Consider the following 17,400-nt stretch of genomic DNA (forward strand, 5'->3'; position numbering starts at 1 on the left):
TTAACGCCTCTTACCGATGATCAGCCAAAAGAAGAAAGGAACGCCAATGATAGCGGTCACAATACCGATCGGAAACAAAGCGCCGGGCACGATCACTTTGGATAACACTGACGCACTAGACAGTAAAAAGGCGCCGACAATAAAGGACAACGGCAAGAAGTAACGCTGGTCCTCTCCGACCAGCATGCGTGCAATGTTCGGTGCGACAATACCAATAAAGCCAATGATGCCAACAAAACTGGTCGCGGTAGCGGTCATAATGGCCACCAAAATTAAGGTTTTCAGACGCAAACGAGTGACATTCACCCCCAAGCTTTTGGCTCGCTCCTCACCTAAACGTAAGGCCGTTAGCTTCCAAGCGTCCTTCATTAGAATCAACACACAAACACCTGTCACCAAGGCCGTAATCATGACATTGGTCCAATTCGCCTTGGTTAAGCTACCAAACAACCAGAACAGAATCTGCTGACTCAGTTCAGGAGACGACACAAACTGCACCAACGACAACAGCGATTGGAATAAGAACAGCAAGGCAATACCGGCCAAGATCAATTGCCCAGAGGAGATATGGCGCATCATCGCCAAGCCGAATAACAAGCTGGCCGATAACATACAACAGACAAACGCACCAATGGGCACCGCAATTTGTGAACTGAGTCCTAAAGAACCGACATACAGCATCAAGGCCGCACCAAAGCCCGCCGCAGCCGCCATGCCCAAGGTGTAAGGACTCGCCATCGGATTATTCAGCAGCGTTTGCATCTCCGCACCACCGACGCCAAGGGAGCCCCCCACCACTAACGCCATCAGTGCAATCGGCAAGCGCAGGTTAGTGACAATGACTTCCGTGGTACGCGACACCTCAACGGGGGCCCCAATACTATGCAACAGAGCCTGTATGACATCGTTTAAGCTTAATAGTGACGGTCCTGTCGCGATGTCGAAAATGAATGACAACAGTAGTAGAAAAAGTAGCGTCGCCAAGACTAACCAGCGTCGCTTTTCATGACGTCGTTGGTTTTCTATTGCCTCAGCGATCATAGTAGATGATTGCATGGATGGTCGGGTCTATATCACAAAGAAGCCAAGCTTAACGCGCTGGCAGGAAGTTAATTATTCACTCACACACTTAAAACTAATGAGAATGATTTGCAAAACAATTTTAAATAACTATAGAATGCGTCACAAGGATTTATTGCCCATGATGACGCAACGGAACTGTTTTTTTATCGACTTCACTTAGGAAAACTCTATGCTGCCTAAAATTGCGGCCATTTCGTCTCTTGTTTTTGCTGCTAGCTTCGGCTTCGCTCAAGATATCACCCTGACAGATGTACTGGATCGCCAAGTCACATTTGATGCCCCAGCACAACGTGTCGTGGTCGGCTTCTACCCCGAGGACTATATGGCCATTGGCACCGAGGCCGCTTACGACCGAGTGGTCGGTATGTCCAAATACATCTGGCAAGCTCGCCCTGCCAATTGGCAAATGTACCTAGATCATCGCCCTTCTCTGGATGAGATTCCAGGCATTGGCCGCGTGGATACCAAAACCTTTTCCGTAGAAAAAGTGATCAGTCTTAACCCAGATCTGATCATGCTGGCCGACTGGCAATACAAAGGTCTAGGCGCTGATGTGGAACGTCTCGAGGCGGTAGGAATTCCTGTGGTCGTGGTCGATTACAACGCCCAGACCCTTGAGCGCCATGTCAAAAGTACTGAAATCATCGGCCTAATCACCGGCCAAGAAGAACGCGCAAAAACCATCGCGGATGAGTACACGCACAACCTACAAATGATTCAAACACGTCTTGAGCAAGCCAACTTGCCCAAGCCAACCGTGTATACCGAATACGGTTCTGCGGGCGTCAACGAAGTCGGCTATACCTTCGGTAAGAATATGTGGGGCGCCATTTCCACCATGGCTGGCGGCGATAATATTTCTGCGCCGTATGTGGAGTGGTGGGGCAAACTTAACCCAGAGCAAATTCTGGCCGAAAACCCGGATGTAATTGTGATGACAGGCTATGAAACGAGTGGCAGTGATGACGGTATGGTGATGGGCCAGAACGTCAGCGCCGAGCTTGCACAAGAGCGTTTACAAGGCTTTAAGCAGCGTACCGGTTGGTCCACAATAGATGCTGTACAAAACAACCAAATGTTTGCCGCTTACCACGGCGCGGTGCGTTCTATCCTCGACGGTCCAATGATCCAGTTCTACGCCAAAGCTCTGTACCCAGAGCTATTTAAAGATCTCGACCCAGAAGCCGCCTACCTCGACTTCTACCAAAAATACCTGCCGGTCACCCCGAGCGGTACCTTTGTACTGGGCCATTAAGCTTCAGGGGCTGTGTCATACCTTGGTCAGCCCCTAATCTTCCACCCGCGTCTGGCGCTGTCATCCTTTTGACATCTAAACAGCACGTAATTGAAAACTTCCGACGTTAAGTTATTTCGAAATCTTATAACTTATCGACGGAGATATTCATGTTACGTACGACTTTTCGCCGTACCCTGTTAGCCACTTGCCTCGCTGGCGCCAGCCTAGCCGCACAAGCGGAATCCTTTAACCGTATCGCCAGCTTCCCTGTGGCACAAAACCTTGGTAGCAAGGCGATTGAAACAGAGACCTCTGCTGAAATCATTACTGCCACGGCGGATGGCAACACCTTGATTTACTCTGATAGCCCGCTGGGTGGTATTGGCTTTGTCGACATTAAACAAGCGAATCAACCTAAAGCTCTCGGCTTTCTAGATCTCAATGGTGAACCAACATCTGTGGCTACGGTCGGCAAATGGGTGGTCACTGGGGTGAACACTTCTGAAAGTTACACTCAGCCAAGTGGTTACTTGGCGATTGCCGATATCGCCTCACAAAAAGTGATTAAGCGTTGTGACCTAGGGGGGCAGCCTGATTCGGTAGCGGTCTCAAAAGATGGCCGTTACATTGCGGTAGCGATTGAAAATGAGCGTGACGAAGACTTAAATGATGGCGCTTTACCACAAATGCCAGCAGGCTATGTTGTCATCATTGAGTTTGACCAAGCGACGGGCGCATGTCAGAAAACTCACAATATCTCTCTAGCGGGCCTTGCCGAGATTGCGCCAAGCGATCCAGAGCCAGAGTTCGTCGCTTTTAACGACCACAATGAAGTAGTCATCACACTGCAAGAAAACAACCATATTGTCGTGATCGATGCCGAGCAAGCTAAGGTGATGCATCATTTCTCAGCTGGCACAGTCGACCTCAAGCAGATTGATGTGAAACGAGATGGCGCCTTGACGTTTAACAGCGCTCAAGCAGGCGTCAAACGTGAGCCTGATGCGGTGAAATGGCTAGACAATGAGCGCTTTGTGATTGCCAACGAAGGCGATTACCAAGGCGGTGCCCGTGGCTTTACCATTTTCAATAAACAAGGCGATGTGCTGTTTGAAAGCGGGGCAAGCTTCGAGCACGAAGTGATTCGTGTCGGTCATTACCCAGAAAAACGCTCAGGCAAAAAAGGCGCAGAACCAGAGGGTCTGGAAGTTGGCACATTTAATGGCCAAACCTACATCTTTGTCATGTCAGAACGTGGCTCAGTCGTTGGCGTTTACAAGGACACTGGTGCGGCCCCTGAGTTGCTACAAATGCTACCTTCTGGTATTGCACCAGAATCAGCGATTGCGATTCCAAACCGCAACCTAATTGCTACGGCAAACGAGAAGGACCTACTTGAAGACAAAGCCCCACGCTCTCATGTGATGCTTTATCAATTTGAAGATAAGGCACCTGCATACCCACAAATCCGATCTAACTTGGACGCACAAGACGCACCTATTGGCTGGGGCGCATTGTCTGGTTTGGCTGCAGACCTGAAACAAGCAGATAAACTGTATGCGGTGAGCGATAGCTTCTACTCCAGCCAACCAGCTATTTTCACCATCGACGCCAGCCAAACACCAGCAGAGATCACTGATAAATTGGTGATCACTCGTGACGGCAAGCCTGCTGAAAAACTCGACCTTGAAGGCATCGTGATGGATCCAAACGGTGGTTTCTGGCTCGCTTCGGAAGGCAACGAAAAGAAAGACGTGCCGCACGCGCTTTATCACGTAAAAGCGAACGGTGAAATTGATCAAACCATCGATTTCCCAGCAGAACTACTGAAGAGCCAAGAACGTTTTGGTGCGGAAGGCATCACGCTAGTCGACAATACGCTTTGGGTCGCGATTCAACGCCCTTGGAAAGATGACGCTAAAGATCAAACCAAACTATTGGCTTACGATTTAGCAGCAAACACTTGGAGCGCTACTCACTACCCTCTCGAAAAAGCCGAGTCAGGCTGGATGGGCTTATCTGAAATTACCGCACATGATGGTAGTCTGTATGTGATTGAGCGTGATAACCAACTAGCAGAAGCGGCTAAAGTGAAGCGTCTATACAAGGTAGACTTAGCGAATATCAAAACGGCAGCCCTAGGCGAAAGTCTACCAACCGTTAGCAAGCACTTGGTATACGACTTCCTTCCGGAATTAAAAGCCCAAAACGGTATCGTGGTCGATAAGATCGAAGGCTTTACCATTGATGCCAGCAACACAGGTTATGCGGTAACGGATAACGACGGTGTTGACGACAGTACGGGCGAAACCTTCTTCTTCAAAGTCGGCGAGTTCAAATAAGTCGCATCACTTAAGTGAGCATAAAAAAACGGCGCCATGGGGCGCCGTTTTTGTGTATTGTTAAGCCTATGCTCTAAGCATGACATCGAGTTGATCCACCACTTCTGACCAATCCGCGTCTTCGGCTTTCATTTGCTTCAATGCTGAGGCCTGCGACTCTGTCCAGATCGGCGCGTCCCAGATCTGCACATGGCTCGGAATGGGGGACGAATCAACCACAAATTGTTCGATTCCCCGTTTACTTCCGTCTAACCCCAACTGCTCAAAGAGTGCATTAATTGTATGAATCTGAGTTTCCATAAAAGCCTCCCTAGAGTGTCGATGCGTACAAACCAACTGCCTCTTTAAGCTTAGATGAAAGCTGCCTATTGCGCTATGCCGGCTTCACTCATTACAACTTAAAACGCGATACTACACTCTCTAGTTGATGGGCTTGCTCAGAAATCTCATGACTGGACTGTGAGTTCAAGCGCACTGCTTCACTGGTGTCCATGGTGATTTCGCGAATCGTCACCACGTTACGATTGATTTCATTGGCCGCCGTTGATTGTTGTTCAATCGCTGTAGCCACTGAGCGCGCCATATCAGCAATATCATGCACTTCTTGGGTAATGCGCCCTAGTACTTCCCCAATCACCGCCGACTCTTCACTGCTGCGCAAACCATCTTCAGTACACTCTTTCATAATGCTCACGATGCTTTGGCTACGATTTTGTAACGATTCTATGATCTCAGATATCTCTAGCGTGGCATCTTGAGTACGGCTGGCTAAGGCCCGCACCTCATCTGCTACGACCGCAAAGCCTCGCCCTTGCTCACCAGCACGGGCCGCTTCAATCGCGGCATTAAGGGCCAACAAATTGGTCTGCTCAGCAATGTCTTGTATCACACTTAGCATGCTGCCAATACTCTGACTCTGCTTCGCTAACTCTTCTGCCGAGCCCATCGCGCCCTCCAAGCGAGAAGACAATTTGTGTACGCGACTCACGGCGGAAGACACGCGCGTTTGGCCATCTGTAGCACTTTGTTCGGTCGACTGAGTTTTATCCACCGCCACCGACATGTTGTGCGAAATATCTTCAATGGTGCCCACCAACTGAGCCACAGAGGCGGCCACCATATCAGTTTCGTCACGTTGACGATCCGCATCATTCGCCGTACGTTCTGCGGTTTGCGATAGTTGCAAGGTTTGTTGATTCATCTGCTGAACAGTGTCGTTAACCGAGCCAACCACCGCTTGGAAGCCTTCTAACATCTGATTCATACTACGCGCCACATCGCCAATCTCATCGTTGGCGTTGTACTGAACACGCAAACTCAAATCACGGCTGCTATCGATCTTCAGCATGGCATCTCGTATCAACGCCAGCGGGCGATTGATGGAAGCACTGATACGCCATGCGATCAGGCTGGCAACCAGTGCCACCAGTATAAATACCATTGCCATGGTTATCTCGATCTCACGTAATAGCAGATCGGTTTGACGCGTCATGCTCTGATCCATGGCCTTTAGCATGTCTTCAGTTTGCTGAATCGTACGGCGCATTTCGCCCATTAGGCCTTGATCAGAGCTTAATCCGACAAGTCTTTGCTGGTTGACGTAGGCGCTGAATTTAGTTTGGTAAGTATCGGCTAAGCGGAGCAAGCGAGTCTGCTCTGAGGAAGCAATATTGGCAGACTGAATTTGCTGTTTCAGCTGCTGCAAGGTGCCACGAAAACGCTCAGGGTATTTCGTATCGAGACGTAGCATAAAATCTTTTTCATGACGTCTTAACTGTAACATGGTGACTAAGATGCTTGGCTGATCCAGCTGTTTCAAAGCGCTTTCAATATCATGTACCGCACCCCGTAGCTGTCCCTCTAGACCTTCGTCTTGCGTCAACCCCATGGTTTGCTTAGCTTGCACTAGCTCCTGGAACTTACGGTCATAATCTTGGAACAGCGGTCGTAATCCTGAAAACGTCTGATGATTAATACCGCTATCAATAAACAATTGGTTGAGGGAGTCTTGTTGTTGAGTGATGCGCTGCATGACCTCGTCAAAGCGCTGCACATACTTAATATCTTCACGTGCAAGGAAGTCTTTTTCATGTCGGCGCAATAATAGCATTTCCGACTCTTGGCGCTGAGCCTGTTCCTTGCCTCGAATAAGTTCTTCTAATCTATTTTCAGCAACCAGAAAGGAAACGATGAGTGCAACCATTGCGGCAATGGCAACACAGGTATTGAGCATGAGCTTTTGCTTAATCTGCACGGCGTGACACCTTTACATTAGGAATGACTGTCCCTGCTAACATTTGAAAGTGCTCCTAAGAGCTAAGTGTAGCAAAGACCGTGTATCTCGTTGACGGCACACCATATGAAGCTTTTGTGACAGAAATATTACAAGCATTTTAATCTGTATAACTATAATTTATTGTTACACAATTGCCGGCCTTCGGGGCCACGCTTGGACACTTCTCACTCAGTAATACCCTCAACGTCTCTACACTAGGGTAGACAACTTATCTCGGCATTTCTGCAGCAATAAAGAACCTCTTTCCCCTATTTCCTGCCAGATACATTAAACAAAGAAACTTAATTGAACTAATCACAAGAAGTGTTCAGAACAATCCGCAGTAATTGAAACCTCCATTATTTAGAACTCGATACAATTTAATTAATTTTGTTAAAGACTGATTTTGACTCTAAATGATGAAACAACTGCCCTTATTAGGCGCCACGTTACTCACCCTGTTCAGCGCATCACTGCACGCTGGCAGTGGTATCGCGAGCCTTACGTTAGACAACGACTACTTCATCAATCGGGATGATGGCTACACCAATGGTTTGTACTTTACCCTATATGATCGTAGCGGTATTCCTGCCATGGCGGACGATAGCACCGCACCAGAACACAGCGTTTTAGTCAGCCCTTTGATGTGGAGCATGCCCACTGAGCGACAATATGGCAGCGTGAACGCATTGAAGTTTGGCCAATCAATGTTTACCCCAGCCGACCTGACCTTGACTGAGCCGGATCCCAACGACATTCCCTACTCAGCCATGCTCAGCCTGACCAATTCCTACTTGGTGCTAAACCAAGATCATGCCGATGTGGTGCACAGCACTCTCGGTATCGTGGGACCAGCGGCATTGGGTAAAGAAAGCCAAAAATTGGTACACCAAGTCTTAGGCTCGGACGATCCTCAAGGGTGGGGGTCACAGTTGCATAACGAGCTGGTGTTCCAAGTCGGTCGTGGCCGTATTTGGCGTCATTGGGCCTCAGAGCTGGATAACATGGACCTACTGACGTCCTTGAAAGGCAGTGTCGGCACCATTCGTAGCGCCGCCAGTTCCAGCCTAATTGTACGTTATGGCCGTGACCTAAAGCGTTCCTTTGGCAGCTTCTTACTACTGGATTCGCGTACCACTAACCCAGTGGCGGTCAGCGGCGAGTGGTATGTGTATGCTGGCCTGCAAGCAGAGTATGTGTTTAATGAAATCTTTATGGATGGCAATACCTTCCGTGACAGTGCCTCGGTCAATTACGACCACTCGTTCATCGGCTTGAACTTCGGTGTCGCCTATTCGTGGGGACGCAGTTCATTAACCTTTGCGGTGAATCATTCCGATCTATTACAGCCAAGTAAGGACCGCTACAGCGACGAAACGCGCTACGGCACCTTAACCTACGCTTGGCAGTTTTAATTCAGGCAAAAAAATGGGCTACCTAAGTAGCCCATTTTGTCTTGTAAAAAGATTCAGCATTACAACTCACGCGAGGCAAGGAACTCATCATAGTTACCTTGGAAGTGCTCAACCTTGTGATCTTTAATATGCAAAATCTCTGTTGCCAAAGAGGATACGAACTCACGGTCATGGCTGACGAAAATCAGCGTACCTGGGTACATTTCCAAGGCCATGTTAAGGGATTCGATCGATTCCATATCCAAGTGGTTGGTCGGCTCGTCCATCAATAGCACATTGGTTTCTTCTAGAATCAACTTACCAAAGATCAAGCGGTTCTTCTCACCCCCAGAACACACTTTCGCTTTCTTGTTAAAGTCATCCGCGGAGAACAACATACGACCAAGGGTCGCACGTACGACCTGATCATCGTCGCCGTCTTTACGCCATTGTGTCATCCAGTCAAACAGTGTCATGTCATTGTCGAACATGTCATTGCTGTCTTGTGGGCAGTAACCTAGGGTCGCGTTTTCGGCCCACTTGACGGTACCTTCTTGTGCTTCAAGCTCGCTCATAAGACAACGCAACATGGTGGTTTTACCCACACCATTTTCACCAAGAATCGCTATACGCGCACCCGCTTCAAGCATCAGGTTAGCGCCAGTGAAAAGCTTTTCACCTTCAAAGCCATGACCCAGGTTTTCAAGGATCAATGCCTGACGGTGCAGCTTCTTCTGCTGTGTAAAGCGAATAAATGGGTTTTGACGGCTAGAAGGTTTGATGTCTTCCAGTTTGATTTTTTCCAACTGACGAGCTCGCGAAGTCGCTTGTTTCGCTTTCGATGCATTGGCCGAGAAACGTGCCACGAATTGCTTAAGGTCTGAAATTTGTGCCGATTTCTTCGCGTTGGCCGCCATCATGGTTTCACGGGCCTGAGCCGATGCCAGCATGAAATCATCGTAATTACCAGGGTAAACACGTAGCTCACCGTAATCGATGTCGGCCATGTGCGTACATACAGAGTTTAGGAAGTGACGGTCGTGGGAGATGATCACCATGGTCGACTTGTACTGGTTCAACATGTCTTCCAACCAACGGATCGAGTCGATGTCCAAGTTGTTGGTCGGCTCGTCCAGTAGCAGAATATCTGGCTCAGAAAACAGTGCCTGTGCTAGCAGCACACGCAGTTTCCAACCTGGAGCCACTTCGCTCATTGGGCCGAAGTGTAGGGCTTCATCAATACCGGCACCCAATAGGATTTCACCGGCTTTACTTTCTGCACTGTAGCCATCCATTTCCGCAAAGTCGCCTTCCAGCTCGGCTACTTTAATACCGTCTTCTTCGCTCATTTCTGGCAAGCTGTAAATGCGGTCACGCTCTTGCTTCACTTCCCAAAGCTCTTTGTAACCCATGATTACCGTATCGATAACCGAGTATTCTTCAAACGCGAATTGGTCCTGATTTAGCTTACCCACACGAATGTTTGGGCTTACAGAAACGTTACCTGATGTTGGAATCAAGCTGCCGTCGAGAATCTTCATGAAGGTGGATTTACCACAGCCGTTGGCACCGATTAGGCCGTAACGGTTGCCATCACTGAATTTCACGGAGATGTTTTCAAAAAGAGGTTTGCTACCAAACTGCATGGTAACGTTAGAAGCTACGATCATGGGGTATCCAGAAATTGAGAAAGCCCCAATGAAGGGGCTTAGTGATTGATGGCCGTACTATAAAGCCTGTGTATGAAATGTCTATGGCATTGATGAAAAAGTCATCATTTTTCACCAAGCCAAACCGCCTCACTACTTCAGCGCTTTGTTCACTTTTTCCATCAGAGCCTCAATTTCTTTGTGGCGACCTTGATCGGCTAATGGGCGATCGGCACGTGGTGCGGCCTGCTGCGCCATGACGAGGTATTTTTGCGCTTCACTGTACTGTTTCTCATCGTACAAAAACTCAGCGTAGAAATAGTTACCGTCGATGCCTTGTGGATTTAGCTTGAGCGACTCTTGCAGCAGTTGTTGCGCTTTATCATCGCTGCCAAAGCCAATCGGCCAGCCTGGTACTTTGTGGTACAACACACCAAGACTCGTGTAAGCAGAACCTTGCAAGGCATGCGGATCTTGTTCAAGAGCCTGTTCAAAGCTGGCTTTGGCCGCTTTGGCTAACGACAAAGCACCTAAGCCCCCTTTAGCGCCCGCCGTACTGGATTGAATGATGCCCAGCCAAACACGGTATTCGGTTTTTTCAGGCTGAGCCTGTACCATTTGCTCAGCCTGGCTCAGCAGCTGAGTAAACGCCGCTTCACGCACCTCCTCTGCTACCAAATAATTAATTTCGGCCCATGTTTTTTGTAGCGTATGCAGCCCTTTGTCTGTCTCTTCAGCCCATGCTTGGCTGGCAATTCCAGCACATACTAGTACAGCAGATAGGATCTTTTTCATAGTCGCTTCTCCTGAAAGGTCGGCGCGATAAAGCGCTTAATGATAGGCAGTTTCTTCAGCAAAGCTTTGTCGACTAAGCTTGGGAAAGCACCGTTGATTTTGACAAAAAGACGCTCAGGAAAGCCGATGAAGGCGCGAGATTGTCCCCCTTCAAGCAGCTCAATAAAGTGCTGAGCTACCACACTTGGCATATCCACTTGATTTCCCAGCGCCTCGTTCATGGCATTGGCCAACTCACTGTTGATCGCCGTGGCCGTGGCACGGGGAGCAAGGTAAGACACGCGAATATTGCTGTCTGCTAACTCACGCATTAGTGACTCGGTAAAACCACGCAGACCAAACTTGCTGGCACAGTAAGCACTTTGCCCAGCAAAGCCGATACTGCCAAAGGCCGAACCGATATTCACGATTTGTGTTGGCTTATCTTGTTGTAACAATGGTAACAATGCCTGGGTTAGCAACATTGGCGCGACCAGGTTGGTCTCAATCAGCGACTCGATGGTCGTGCTACTGGTATCCTCTAACATGGACAAATGACTGACCCCGGCATTGTTCACCAGCATGGTTAAGCCCCCAAGTTCCGCCACCTTGGTCACCAACGCCGTGCGCTCTCTGACACAGGATAAATCGGCACAGATAACATCGTGCTCACCCGGTAAACGACCCGCTAACTCATGCAACTTCATGCTATTGCGGCCCACTAAGATCAGGCTAACGCCTTTTTCGGCCAAAGCCGTAGCCAGTGCTTGTCCAATCCCGCCCGAGGCACCGGTCAGCAAGCAACGCTGATTGTCCCAGTTCATAAGCATCTCCTTTATGCCGCTTGCGCTGTCGCATGACTGTCCAGCGAGCGAAAAATATTGGCGTATAAAGTGAAGAACATCTTGGCAGTGTGAATGATCAGATCTTGCTCTTTTGGATCATCAATCTTATTCATCAGGTTCTCGAAGAAGACAATATGCTCTTGGTCCAAGGCACCATGAGAGCGCAGGTAACTAAAGGCGTTATCTGTTAAGCCCAACTTGTCTTGAATATGCTGGGCGGCGTTATCGGCAAGGGCCGTACTGGTACCTTCTAACACAAACACCATGCCGAAGAAGCCCAGTGGATTAACACGATTCACCATATCGTAGGCATAAGACACCATTAATTCCGTCGCGGCGGCTGGTTGGCTGGCGCGGACTGCTTCTTTATCCATGCCACAGGCGGCGATGTCATTTAGAATCCACTCTTGATGGCCCATTTCTTCTTCGATGTATTCACCGACCGCTTCACGTAGCCATTCTTTCGATTCCGGTAAGCGGCTGCCAACGGCCATCAGCAGCGGCACCGTATGTTTCACATGATGGTAGGCCTGTGCTAAGAAAGCGACATAATCCTGTAAGCCTATTTCCCCTTGGAAACAGCGCTGAATGATCGGGGAAGTCACTAAATATTGACGTTCCAATTGGGTTTCATTTTGTAGGCGTTGGTACAATGACATCTTCGATCTCCTAGTAATTTGCGCACTGATTGATTTGATACAGACCCTGAATGCGATCGTCGAAATGCGCCAAAATTTGCTTGCGAATAAGTTTGCCAGTGCTGGTCACCAGCCCTTCAATGTGTTCCAACGGCTCAGATGACAGCAGCCAAGCGCCTATTTGGGCGTAGTCTGGTAACCCGCTATTCACCTTATCAATCACCGCTTGAATGGTGTCATGAGGCATGTCTGGTTGAAGTAACACCAGCAGCGCACCACAAAATGGCTGAGCGTCACCAAACACCATGACCGTTCGAAAACACTGAGTGGCCAAAAGCTCAGCTTCAACCCACTCAGGTGAAATATTGCGACCAAACGAGTTGATCAAGACGTTCTTACGGCGGCCTTCGATAGTGAGAAAGTCATCTTCTAAACGTACCAAATCGCCGCTGGCAAACTCTGTGGGATAAAAGCTCTCCGGCTGATTCATGTAGCCTAGAAACAAGTTGCCAGAAACAATCAACTCGCCGTTTTCTACACGCACTTGGGCGTGTGGCAGCAGCTTGCCAGCACTGCTTGCCTGGTCGGCTTCTGGTGTATTGAGCGATACCACAGAAGCACATTCGGATAAGCCATAGCCTTGGTATACAGGTAGGCCCAATGCTCGCGCTTGCTCAATAAGAGCTGCAGACACTTTACCGCCACCGACCGCAATAAACTGCAGCCATGTCGGTGGTTGCCAACCTTGATTACAGGCTAAGACCATGAAAGACAGCAGCTCAGGAACCAAAATCACACTGTTTGGCTGTTGCTGACTAATCAACGCTAGCATGGCTTGAGGCTCGACTAGACGGCTGCCTTGGAAACCACGCTCAGTTTGGCTAGCAAGATACACGGTACCTCCCACCATTAATGGTGCGTAAATACCAGCAATGTTTTCCAATAAGGTAGCAAGTGGCAGCAGACACAAGTGCTTAACCTGCTCGAGACCAATGCTTGAGGCGAGGGAACGAGCGACTGTTAGCTGCGATTCATTACTTAAACACACGCCTTTCGGGGTACCCGTTGTACCTGAAGTAAAGGTGATTTTATGCGTGCCCAGCGGCAAATGCGGCACAACAGCAGGATCCAAGCGCTGACTGAAGACCTGACTAAATGGTGTTGGATGAGAGGTATCGGCCAAGATCTCAGCCTGAACTTGGCCCACCAGTAACAACTCAATCGCACTGGCTTGCAGTAGATATTGCGTTTGCTGCGCACTAAAGAATACTGGTACCGGCACACAACAAACCTTGGCTTGCTGGCAGGCCAGATCAAACAGCACCCATTCAATACCATTGTCCATAAACAGCGCAACGCGGCTGACATTCTGCTGCTCTAACCAAGCTTGGCGAGCCTGCACCGCTTTCGCCAGCTCAGCGTAAGTCAGCTGATGATGACCATCGTCTAGGGCTATTTGCTGCTGCCATGCAGCGGAAAAGTACCACATTATAGATTCCTCAATGAGGCCAATAACGGATTGGCGCGGTTCTGTACAATCGTCATCAGGCCATGCAACTCTTTACGTTGATAAGCCACCTTGATGGAGGCTTCAATATCCAACACCAGCACTTCTGGCTCGTTGTCGTAGTAATGCCCCCATTCGGCTCGACCTTGCGCAATACAATCAACCGATGCCGGTGCCAGATACCTCATCGGAAAACCCAGTGCCGTCAGTAACTCACGGACTTTCGCAGTACCAGAAAAAACCAAGTGACGGACATCCGTTAAATACAGTCCCATGACCACGGTCATGATCAGCGGCAGCGTAAAACGGGCACTTTGTGAATACAGGTTGCCCATCTCAGCAATTTGATGACGGGAAGCGAAAATACCGATCTTGGCCAACACTTGAGTAATGGAATCGGGTAAGTATTGTTCGATAAATAACGGTACATCGGCACGGCGCACCCCAACGGCAGCGCGCAATTGTTTCGTCTTAATACCGAGCAGTAGCGGGAGAAATGTTTGCAGATTGGCATCATAGCACTTGGCAAAACCAGCTTTGATGAAAGCCTCTAGCTCATCACGTGACGCCGCGTTCTGTGCTGCTGTGACAAATTCAAAGGCTTGTTGCGGCCCTTGAAGTCGGTTGGCCTTAACCGGTTGCTGTACTACCAATGACTCTTGCATCGTCTGTCCCTCCTAATGGATAGAGACAGACTAAGCTTGAAACCTTATGGAAAACTTATGCGTTATTTAACAATGCTTTTATTGCGCAAAGTTTTGTAACTCAATGCCCAGCGTTAGAGTCGTCTTGAGGTGCTTGGATCACCCCATCATGGGACTTTAGTTGGCTAAAAAAGTCACGGTAATGAAGCGGCTTTGAGTAGAAATACCCTTGATACAAGCGACAGCCACGGTCATCTAACAGCTGCTTTTGCACTGAGGTTTCTACACCTTCAGCAATCACTTCAAGGTTAAGCTTTTTCGCCATCAAGAGAATCACATCCACAATCGGGGTTTGGTCCTCTAGCGTTGTGATATTGCTGACAAAGCTGCGATCAATTTTCAGCACATTGATGGGCAGCTGATTGAGGTAGCGTAGAGAAGAGTAGCCGGTGCCAAAATCGTCCACCGAAAATGACACGCCCTGCTCTTGTAAATGCAACATAGTTTCTTTGGCATGCTTAAAGTTATTGATCAGCAGGTTCTCAGTAATCTCAAACTCAATATTAATGCCCTTTAGCTGATAACGCTCAAGGATCGGCAGCACACGCTGAATAAAGTCTGCCTGCATAAAGTGTGCAGGACTGATGTTAATGGACAGGTGGCGGAAGGTTTTTGGCAAGCCCTGTTGCTGCCAATGGCAGAGCAGCCGCAGTGACTCTTCTAGCACCCACTCTTCAATGACACTGATTTGCCCCGACTCTTCGGCCACCGAAATGAATTCCACAGGCGACACCATGCCTCGTTCGGGATGACGCCAGCGCAGTAACACTTCCGCGCCAGAAATTACCCCACCATTGGTCACTTGGGGCTGTAGCCAGAGTTCCAGCTGATTACGTTCAATCGCCTTATGCAGCCCTTCTTCCAATTGCCAGCGACTTTGCGCCTGTCGCTGCATACTGACATCGAAAAAGCGGAAGCCATTGCGACCATCGGCCTTGGTTCGATAGAGCGCTGTATCTGCTCGACGTAAGACTTGGCTACTGGTGTCTTGTGGTTGCGGGAAAGTGGTTAAACCAATACTGGTTGAGCAGTGGATGAGATTTCGGCCAATTTGCACTGGCACCGAGATCATATCGGTGATGCTGGCAGCAATGTCCATTGCCAATTCCGCGGCCGTGTCTTCATCATAATCCAGCTGTGGCAACATAATGACAAATTCATCGCCACCAAAACGCGCAATCGTGGCAGACTCGCTTAAGCCTCCTTTTAAACGCTGTGCCAAGGTCATCAGCAATTGGTCCCCGACTTGATGGCCTAAGGAATCATTAATGGTTTTAAAGCGATCAATATCGAGATACAGCACTGAGCCGAACCCACCGTCCTGATCGACAATCGCAGCATCGAGGCGTTCGATAAACCTGCGCCGGTTAGCGAGTTCCGTGAGTGGGTCGTAATAAGCAAGCAGGGCCACTTGTCGACTGGCATCGTCTTTCTTCTGCCAGATCTGCTCAACACTGTGAACCAGCTCTCCCAGCTCATCTGTCTTACGATAGGGCGTGCTCATGGGCTCTTGATCGGCGGCCTGATCCAGACGCGACACCCACTGTGATATCTGCTGAATTGGCTTCGATAAGGCATTGTAAAACACCACGAACAAAATAATGCTTAACAATAGAGTGTAAATAAGCCCAGATAATGCCAAGGTAATGGCTCGATTCGTTAATCCCGCTGAGACAAAACGCTTATCCAACCAGACAACTAAGCGGCCATTACGACTTTGATTGGATGGAATGATAATCGGCTGTTCGATTTTTTCGCTGAGTCCCAGTACGGCAAAACTTAAATCAAACAAAAGGGACTGCTTTAACGTCTTCGATTTTTCTCTGGATTCAGCGATTTTATCGCCAAAGTCATCGTAAATGCTGGTGGCGGAAAACAGAGAGTCATCCACTAATAAATCTGCAATGGACTGGGTCTGTTCTGTGTCTAAGTTATAGATCGCACTTTCAAGGTTCGGGTTGTAGAGCTGCAGCGAGCGCTCGATGCTTTCTTGCAGGCTATCACGCACATGATTAAGGTCTAGGTAAAATTGGAATAAGGCGGATAAACCACCTAGCAAAAAAGATGTTAATAGAATGATCTTTGCTTGTCGGTAAGCAATCCTCTGCCCTAATTTCAAACCAGTATTCCCTTAACGCTTAATTTGTCTGTAAGTAACGCGAGCGGATCTGATCATATAATCCATTCTCTTTAATCTGCTGTAAGCCATTATTAACGGTCGTCAGTACATGATCCGAGTTGGGGTAATCGCTACTGATACAAACATACAATGATAAACTCAATTCATCATGAAGTGGGGTCACTTTTAAATCTTTCTCGACGCCAAGCTGTTTGACGTAATATTGTGCCGGATAAGACGCCATATAGAGTAAATCGATGTTGCGGTAACGCACTGCCTTAATGGCACCAGACAGGTCTGGGGAAGTTTGATGGGCAATGTTCAAACTCTGTAATTGCTTTTGCATGCCCCAACCATCGACCGTGACGACAGAATAGTCCGACAAGTCCAGTAGCTGAGTAATGTCATCGGTCACCAGTTCTTTACGGCTGACGACCGCTCGACTGACCGCTGAAAGCTCGTCACTAAAGTACATATACTCTTCTCGGCCAGGTCGCTGCGAGCAAGACAAGGTGCCTAAAATCCGACCTTGTTCTATTGACTTAACCACCCGATTCCAGGGCATGGTCTTAAACTCTACAGACACGCCTTGCGACGCAAAGGCAGCACGGGTAACGTCCACATCAATACCACTGATTTGCTGAGTGTCCTCTGACACTATGATATAGGGAGGATAACTCACGACATAGAAAGTGAGCGCTTCTTGCGCGCGTAGGGTTGCAGAGCTAAACAAGCAAAGGCAAGAAGTAACGAGGGGGAACAGCGCTTTTTTCATGAAAGTCATACTAAAGTGGACCGTTTGCAGTAGACATGTAGACGAGCTCAGATTAGTA

General features: G+C 48.7%; 14 protein-coding genes. 3 read left to right on the forward strand and 11 right to left on the reverse strand.

Annotated features, from left to right (window positions below):
- The gene (locus MAQ5080_RS03400; RefSeq protein WP_067211759.1) at positions 1-1,056 is read right to left on the reverse strand and encodes a FecCD family ABC transporter permease; all 1,056 of its coding nucleotides are present in this window, start codon (positions 1,054-1,056) and stop codon (positions 1-3) included.
- A 196-nt stretch (positions 1,057-1,252) separates the two neighbouring features.
- Between MAQ5080_RS03400 and MAQ5080_RS03405 the strand changes: the two genes are divergently transcribed.
- A complete protein-coding gene (locus tag MAQ5080_RS03405; RefSeq protein WP_067211762.1) occupies positions 1,253-2,338 on the forward strand; it encodes an ABC transporter substrate-binding protein in 1,086 nt (361 codons plus the stop codon).
- 149 nt (positions 2,339-2,487) lie between these two features.
- Positions 2,488-4,662: an esterase-like activity of phytase family protein gene (locus MAQ5080_RS03410; RefSeq protein WP_067211765.1), complete on the forward strand. Its 2,175-nt coding sequence runs from the start codon at positions 2,488-2,490 to the stop codon at positions 4,660-4,662.
- A gap of 66 nt (positions 4,663-4,728) precedes the next feature.
- On the opposite strand, the gene MAQ5080_RS03415 is transcribed toward MAQ5080_RS03410, so the two are convergent.
- Together MAQ5080_RS03415 and MAQ5080_RS03420 are read right to left on the reverse strand one after the other, a co-directional pair.
- Positions 4,729-4,962: a DUF2789 domain-containing protein gene (locus MAQ5080_RS03415; RefSeq protein WP_067211769.1), complete on the reverse strand. Its 234-nt coding sequence runs from the start codon at positions 4,960-4,962 to the stop codon at positions 4,729-4,731.
- Between the two features lie 91 nt (positions 4,963-5,053).
- Positions 5,054-6,916, reverse strand: coding sequence for a methyl-accepting chemotaxis protein (locus MAQ5080_RS03420; protein WP_067211773.1), 1,863 nt, complete (start codon positions 6,914-6,916; stop codon positions 5,054-5,056).
- Positions 6,917-7,353: 437 nt separating this feature from the next.
- On the opposite strand from MAQ5080_RS03420, the gene MAQ5080_RS03425 reads away from it, so the two are divergent.
- The gene (locus MAQ5080_RS03425) at positions 7,354-8,352 is read left to right on the forward strand and encodes a lipid A deacylase LpxR family protein (RefSeq protein ID WP_082861127.1); all 999 of its coding nucleotides are present in this window, start codon (positions 7,354-7,356) and stop codon (positions 8,350-8,352) included.
- Positions 8,353-8,411: 59 nt separating this feature from the next.
- On the opposite strand, the gene MAQ5080_RS03430 is transcribed toward MAQ5080_RS03425, so the two are convergent.
- From MAQ5080_RS03430 to MAQ5080_RS03465, 8 genes are all read right to left on the reverse strand, one after another.
- Entirely contained in the window at positions 8,412-10,001 is a 1,590-nt protein-coding gene (locus tag MAQ5080_RS03430; RefSeq protein ID WP_067211777.1) for an ABC-F family ATPase, read from the reverse strand.
- Positions 10,002-10,133: 132 nt separating this feature from the next.
- Positions 10,134-10,775, reverse strand: a complete 642-nt coding sequence (locus MAQ5080_RS03435) for a tetratricopeptide repeat protein (protein ID WP_067211780.1) — start codon at positions 10,773-10,775, stop codon at positions 10,134-10,136.
- Entirely contained in the window at positions 10,772-11,578 is an 807-nt protein-coding gene (locus MAQ5080_RS03440) for an SDR family oxidoreductase (protein ID WP_156496590.1), read from the reverse strand. Before MAQ5080_RS03440 ends, MAQ5080_RS03435 begins: the two co-directional genes overlap by 4 nt.
- A gap of 11 nt (positions 11,579-11,589) precedes the next feature.
- On the reverse strand, positions 11,590-12,258 hold the full coding sequence (locus tag MAQ5080_RS03445; protein WP_067211786.1) for an iron-containing redox enzyme family protein: 669 nt from the start codon (positions 12,256-12,258) through the stop codon (positions 11,590-11,592).
- A gap of 10 nt (positions 12,259-12,268) precedes the next feature.
- Positions 12,269-13,726 (reverse strand): AMP-binding protein, encoded by a 1,458-nt coding sequence (locus tag MAQ5080_RS03450; protein ID WP_067211790.1) that lies wholly within the window; start codon positions 13,724-13,726, stop codon positions 12,269-12,271.
- Entirely contained in the window at positions 13,726-14,409 is a 684-nt protein-coding gene (locus MAQ5080_RS03455) for a thermostable hemolysin (RefSeq protein WP_067211793.1), read from the reverse strand. Before MAQ5080_RS03455 ends, MAQ5080_RS03450 begins: the two co-directional genes overlap by 1 nt.
- A 100-nt stretch (positions 14,410-14,509) precedes the next feature.
- Positions 14,510-16,567, reverse strand: a complete 2,058-nt coding sequence (locus tag MAQ5080_RS03460; protein WP_067211796.1) for a putative bifunctional diguanylate cyclase/phosphodiesterase — start codon at positions 16,565-16,567, stop codon at positions 14,510-14,512.
- Between the two features lie 19 nt (positions 16,568-16,586).
- Positions 16,587-17,342: a substrate-binding periplasmic protein gene (locus tag MAQ5080_RS03465; protein ID WP_067211799.1), complete on the reverse strand. Its 756-nt coding sequence runs from the start codon at positions 17,340-17,342 to the stop codon at positions 16,587-16,589.
- Between the last annotated feature and the right edge of the window lie 58 nt (positions 17,343-17,400).

Source organism: Marinomonas aquimarina, from assembly GCF_900089755.1.
In the GTDB taxonomy this organism is placed as follows: domain Bacteria; phylum Pseudomonadota; class Gammaproteobacteria; order Pseudomonadales; family Marinomonadaceae; genus Marinomonas; species Marinomonas aquimarina.

Coding starts and splice junctions, on each gene's coding strand:
- MAQ5080_RS03405 (WP_067211762.1), top strand. CDS start 1,253: ATGCTGCCTAAAATTGCGGCCATTTCGTCTCTTGTTTTTGCTGCTAGC.
- MAQ5080_RS03400 (WP_067211759.1), bottom strand. CDS start 1,056: ATGCAATCATCTACTATGATCGCTGAGGCAATAGAAAACCAACGACGT.
- MAQ5080_RS03450 (WP_067211790.1), bottom strand. CDS start 13,726: ATGTGGTACTTTTCCGCTGCATGGCAGCAGCAAATAGCCCTAGACGAT.
- MAQ5080_RS03410 (WP_067211765.1), top strand. CDS start 2,488: ATGTTACGTACGACTTTTCGCCGTACCCTGTTAGCCACTTGCCTCGCT.
- MAQ5080_RS03435 (WP_067211780.1), bottom strand. CDS start 10,775: ATGAAAAAGATCCTATCTGCTGTACTAGTATGTGCTGGAATTGCCAGC.
- MAQ5080_RS03425 (WP_082861127.1), top strand. CDS start 7,354: ATGATGAAACAACTGCCCTTATTAGGCGCCACGTTACTCACCCTGTTC.
- MAQ5080_RS03455 (WP_067211793.1), bottom strand. CDS start 14,409: ATGCAAGAGTCATTGGTAGTACAGCAACCGGTTAAGGCCAACCGACTT.
- MAQ5080_RS03440 (WP_156496590.1), bottom strand. CDS start 11,578: ATGAACTGGGACAATCAGCGTTGCTTGCTGACCGGTGCCTCGGGCGGG.
- MAQ5080_RS03430 (WP_067211777.1), bottom strand. CDS start 10,001: ATGATCGTAGCTTCTAACGTTACCATGCAGTTTGGTAGCAAACCTCTT.
- MAQ5080_RS03465 (WP_067211799.1), bottom strand. CDS start 17,342: ATGAAAAAAGCGCTGTTCCCCCTCGTTACTTCTTGCCTTTGCTTGTTT.
- MAQ5080_RS03415 (WP_067211769.1), bottom strand. CDS start 4,962: ATGGAAACTCAGATTCATACAATTAATGCACTCTTTGAGCAGTTGGGG.
- MAQ5080_RS03445 (WP_067211786.1), bottom strand. CDS start 12,258: ATGTCATTGTACCAACGCCTACAAAATGAAACCCAATTGGAACGTCAA.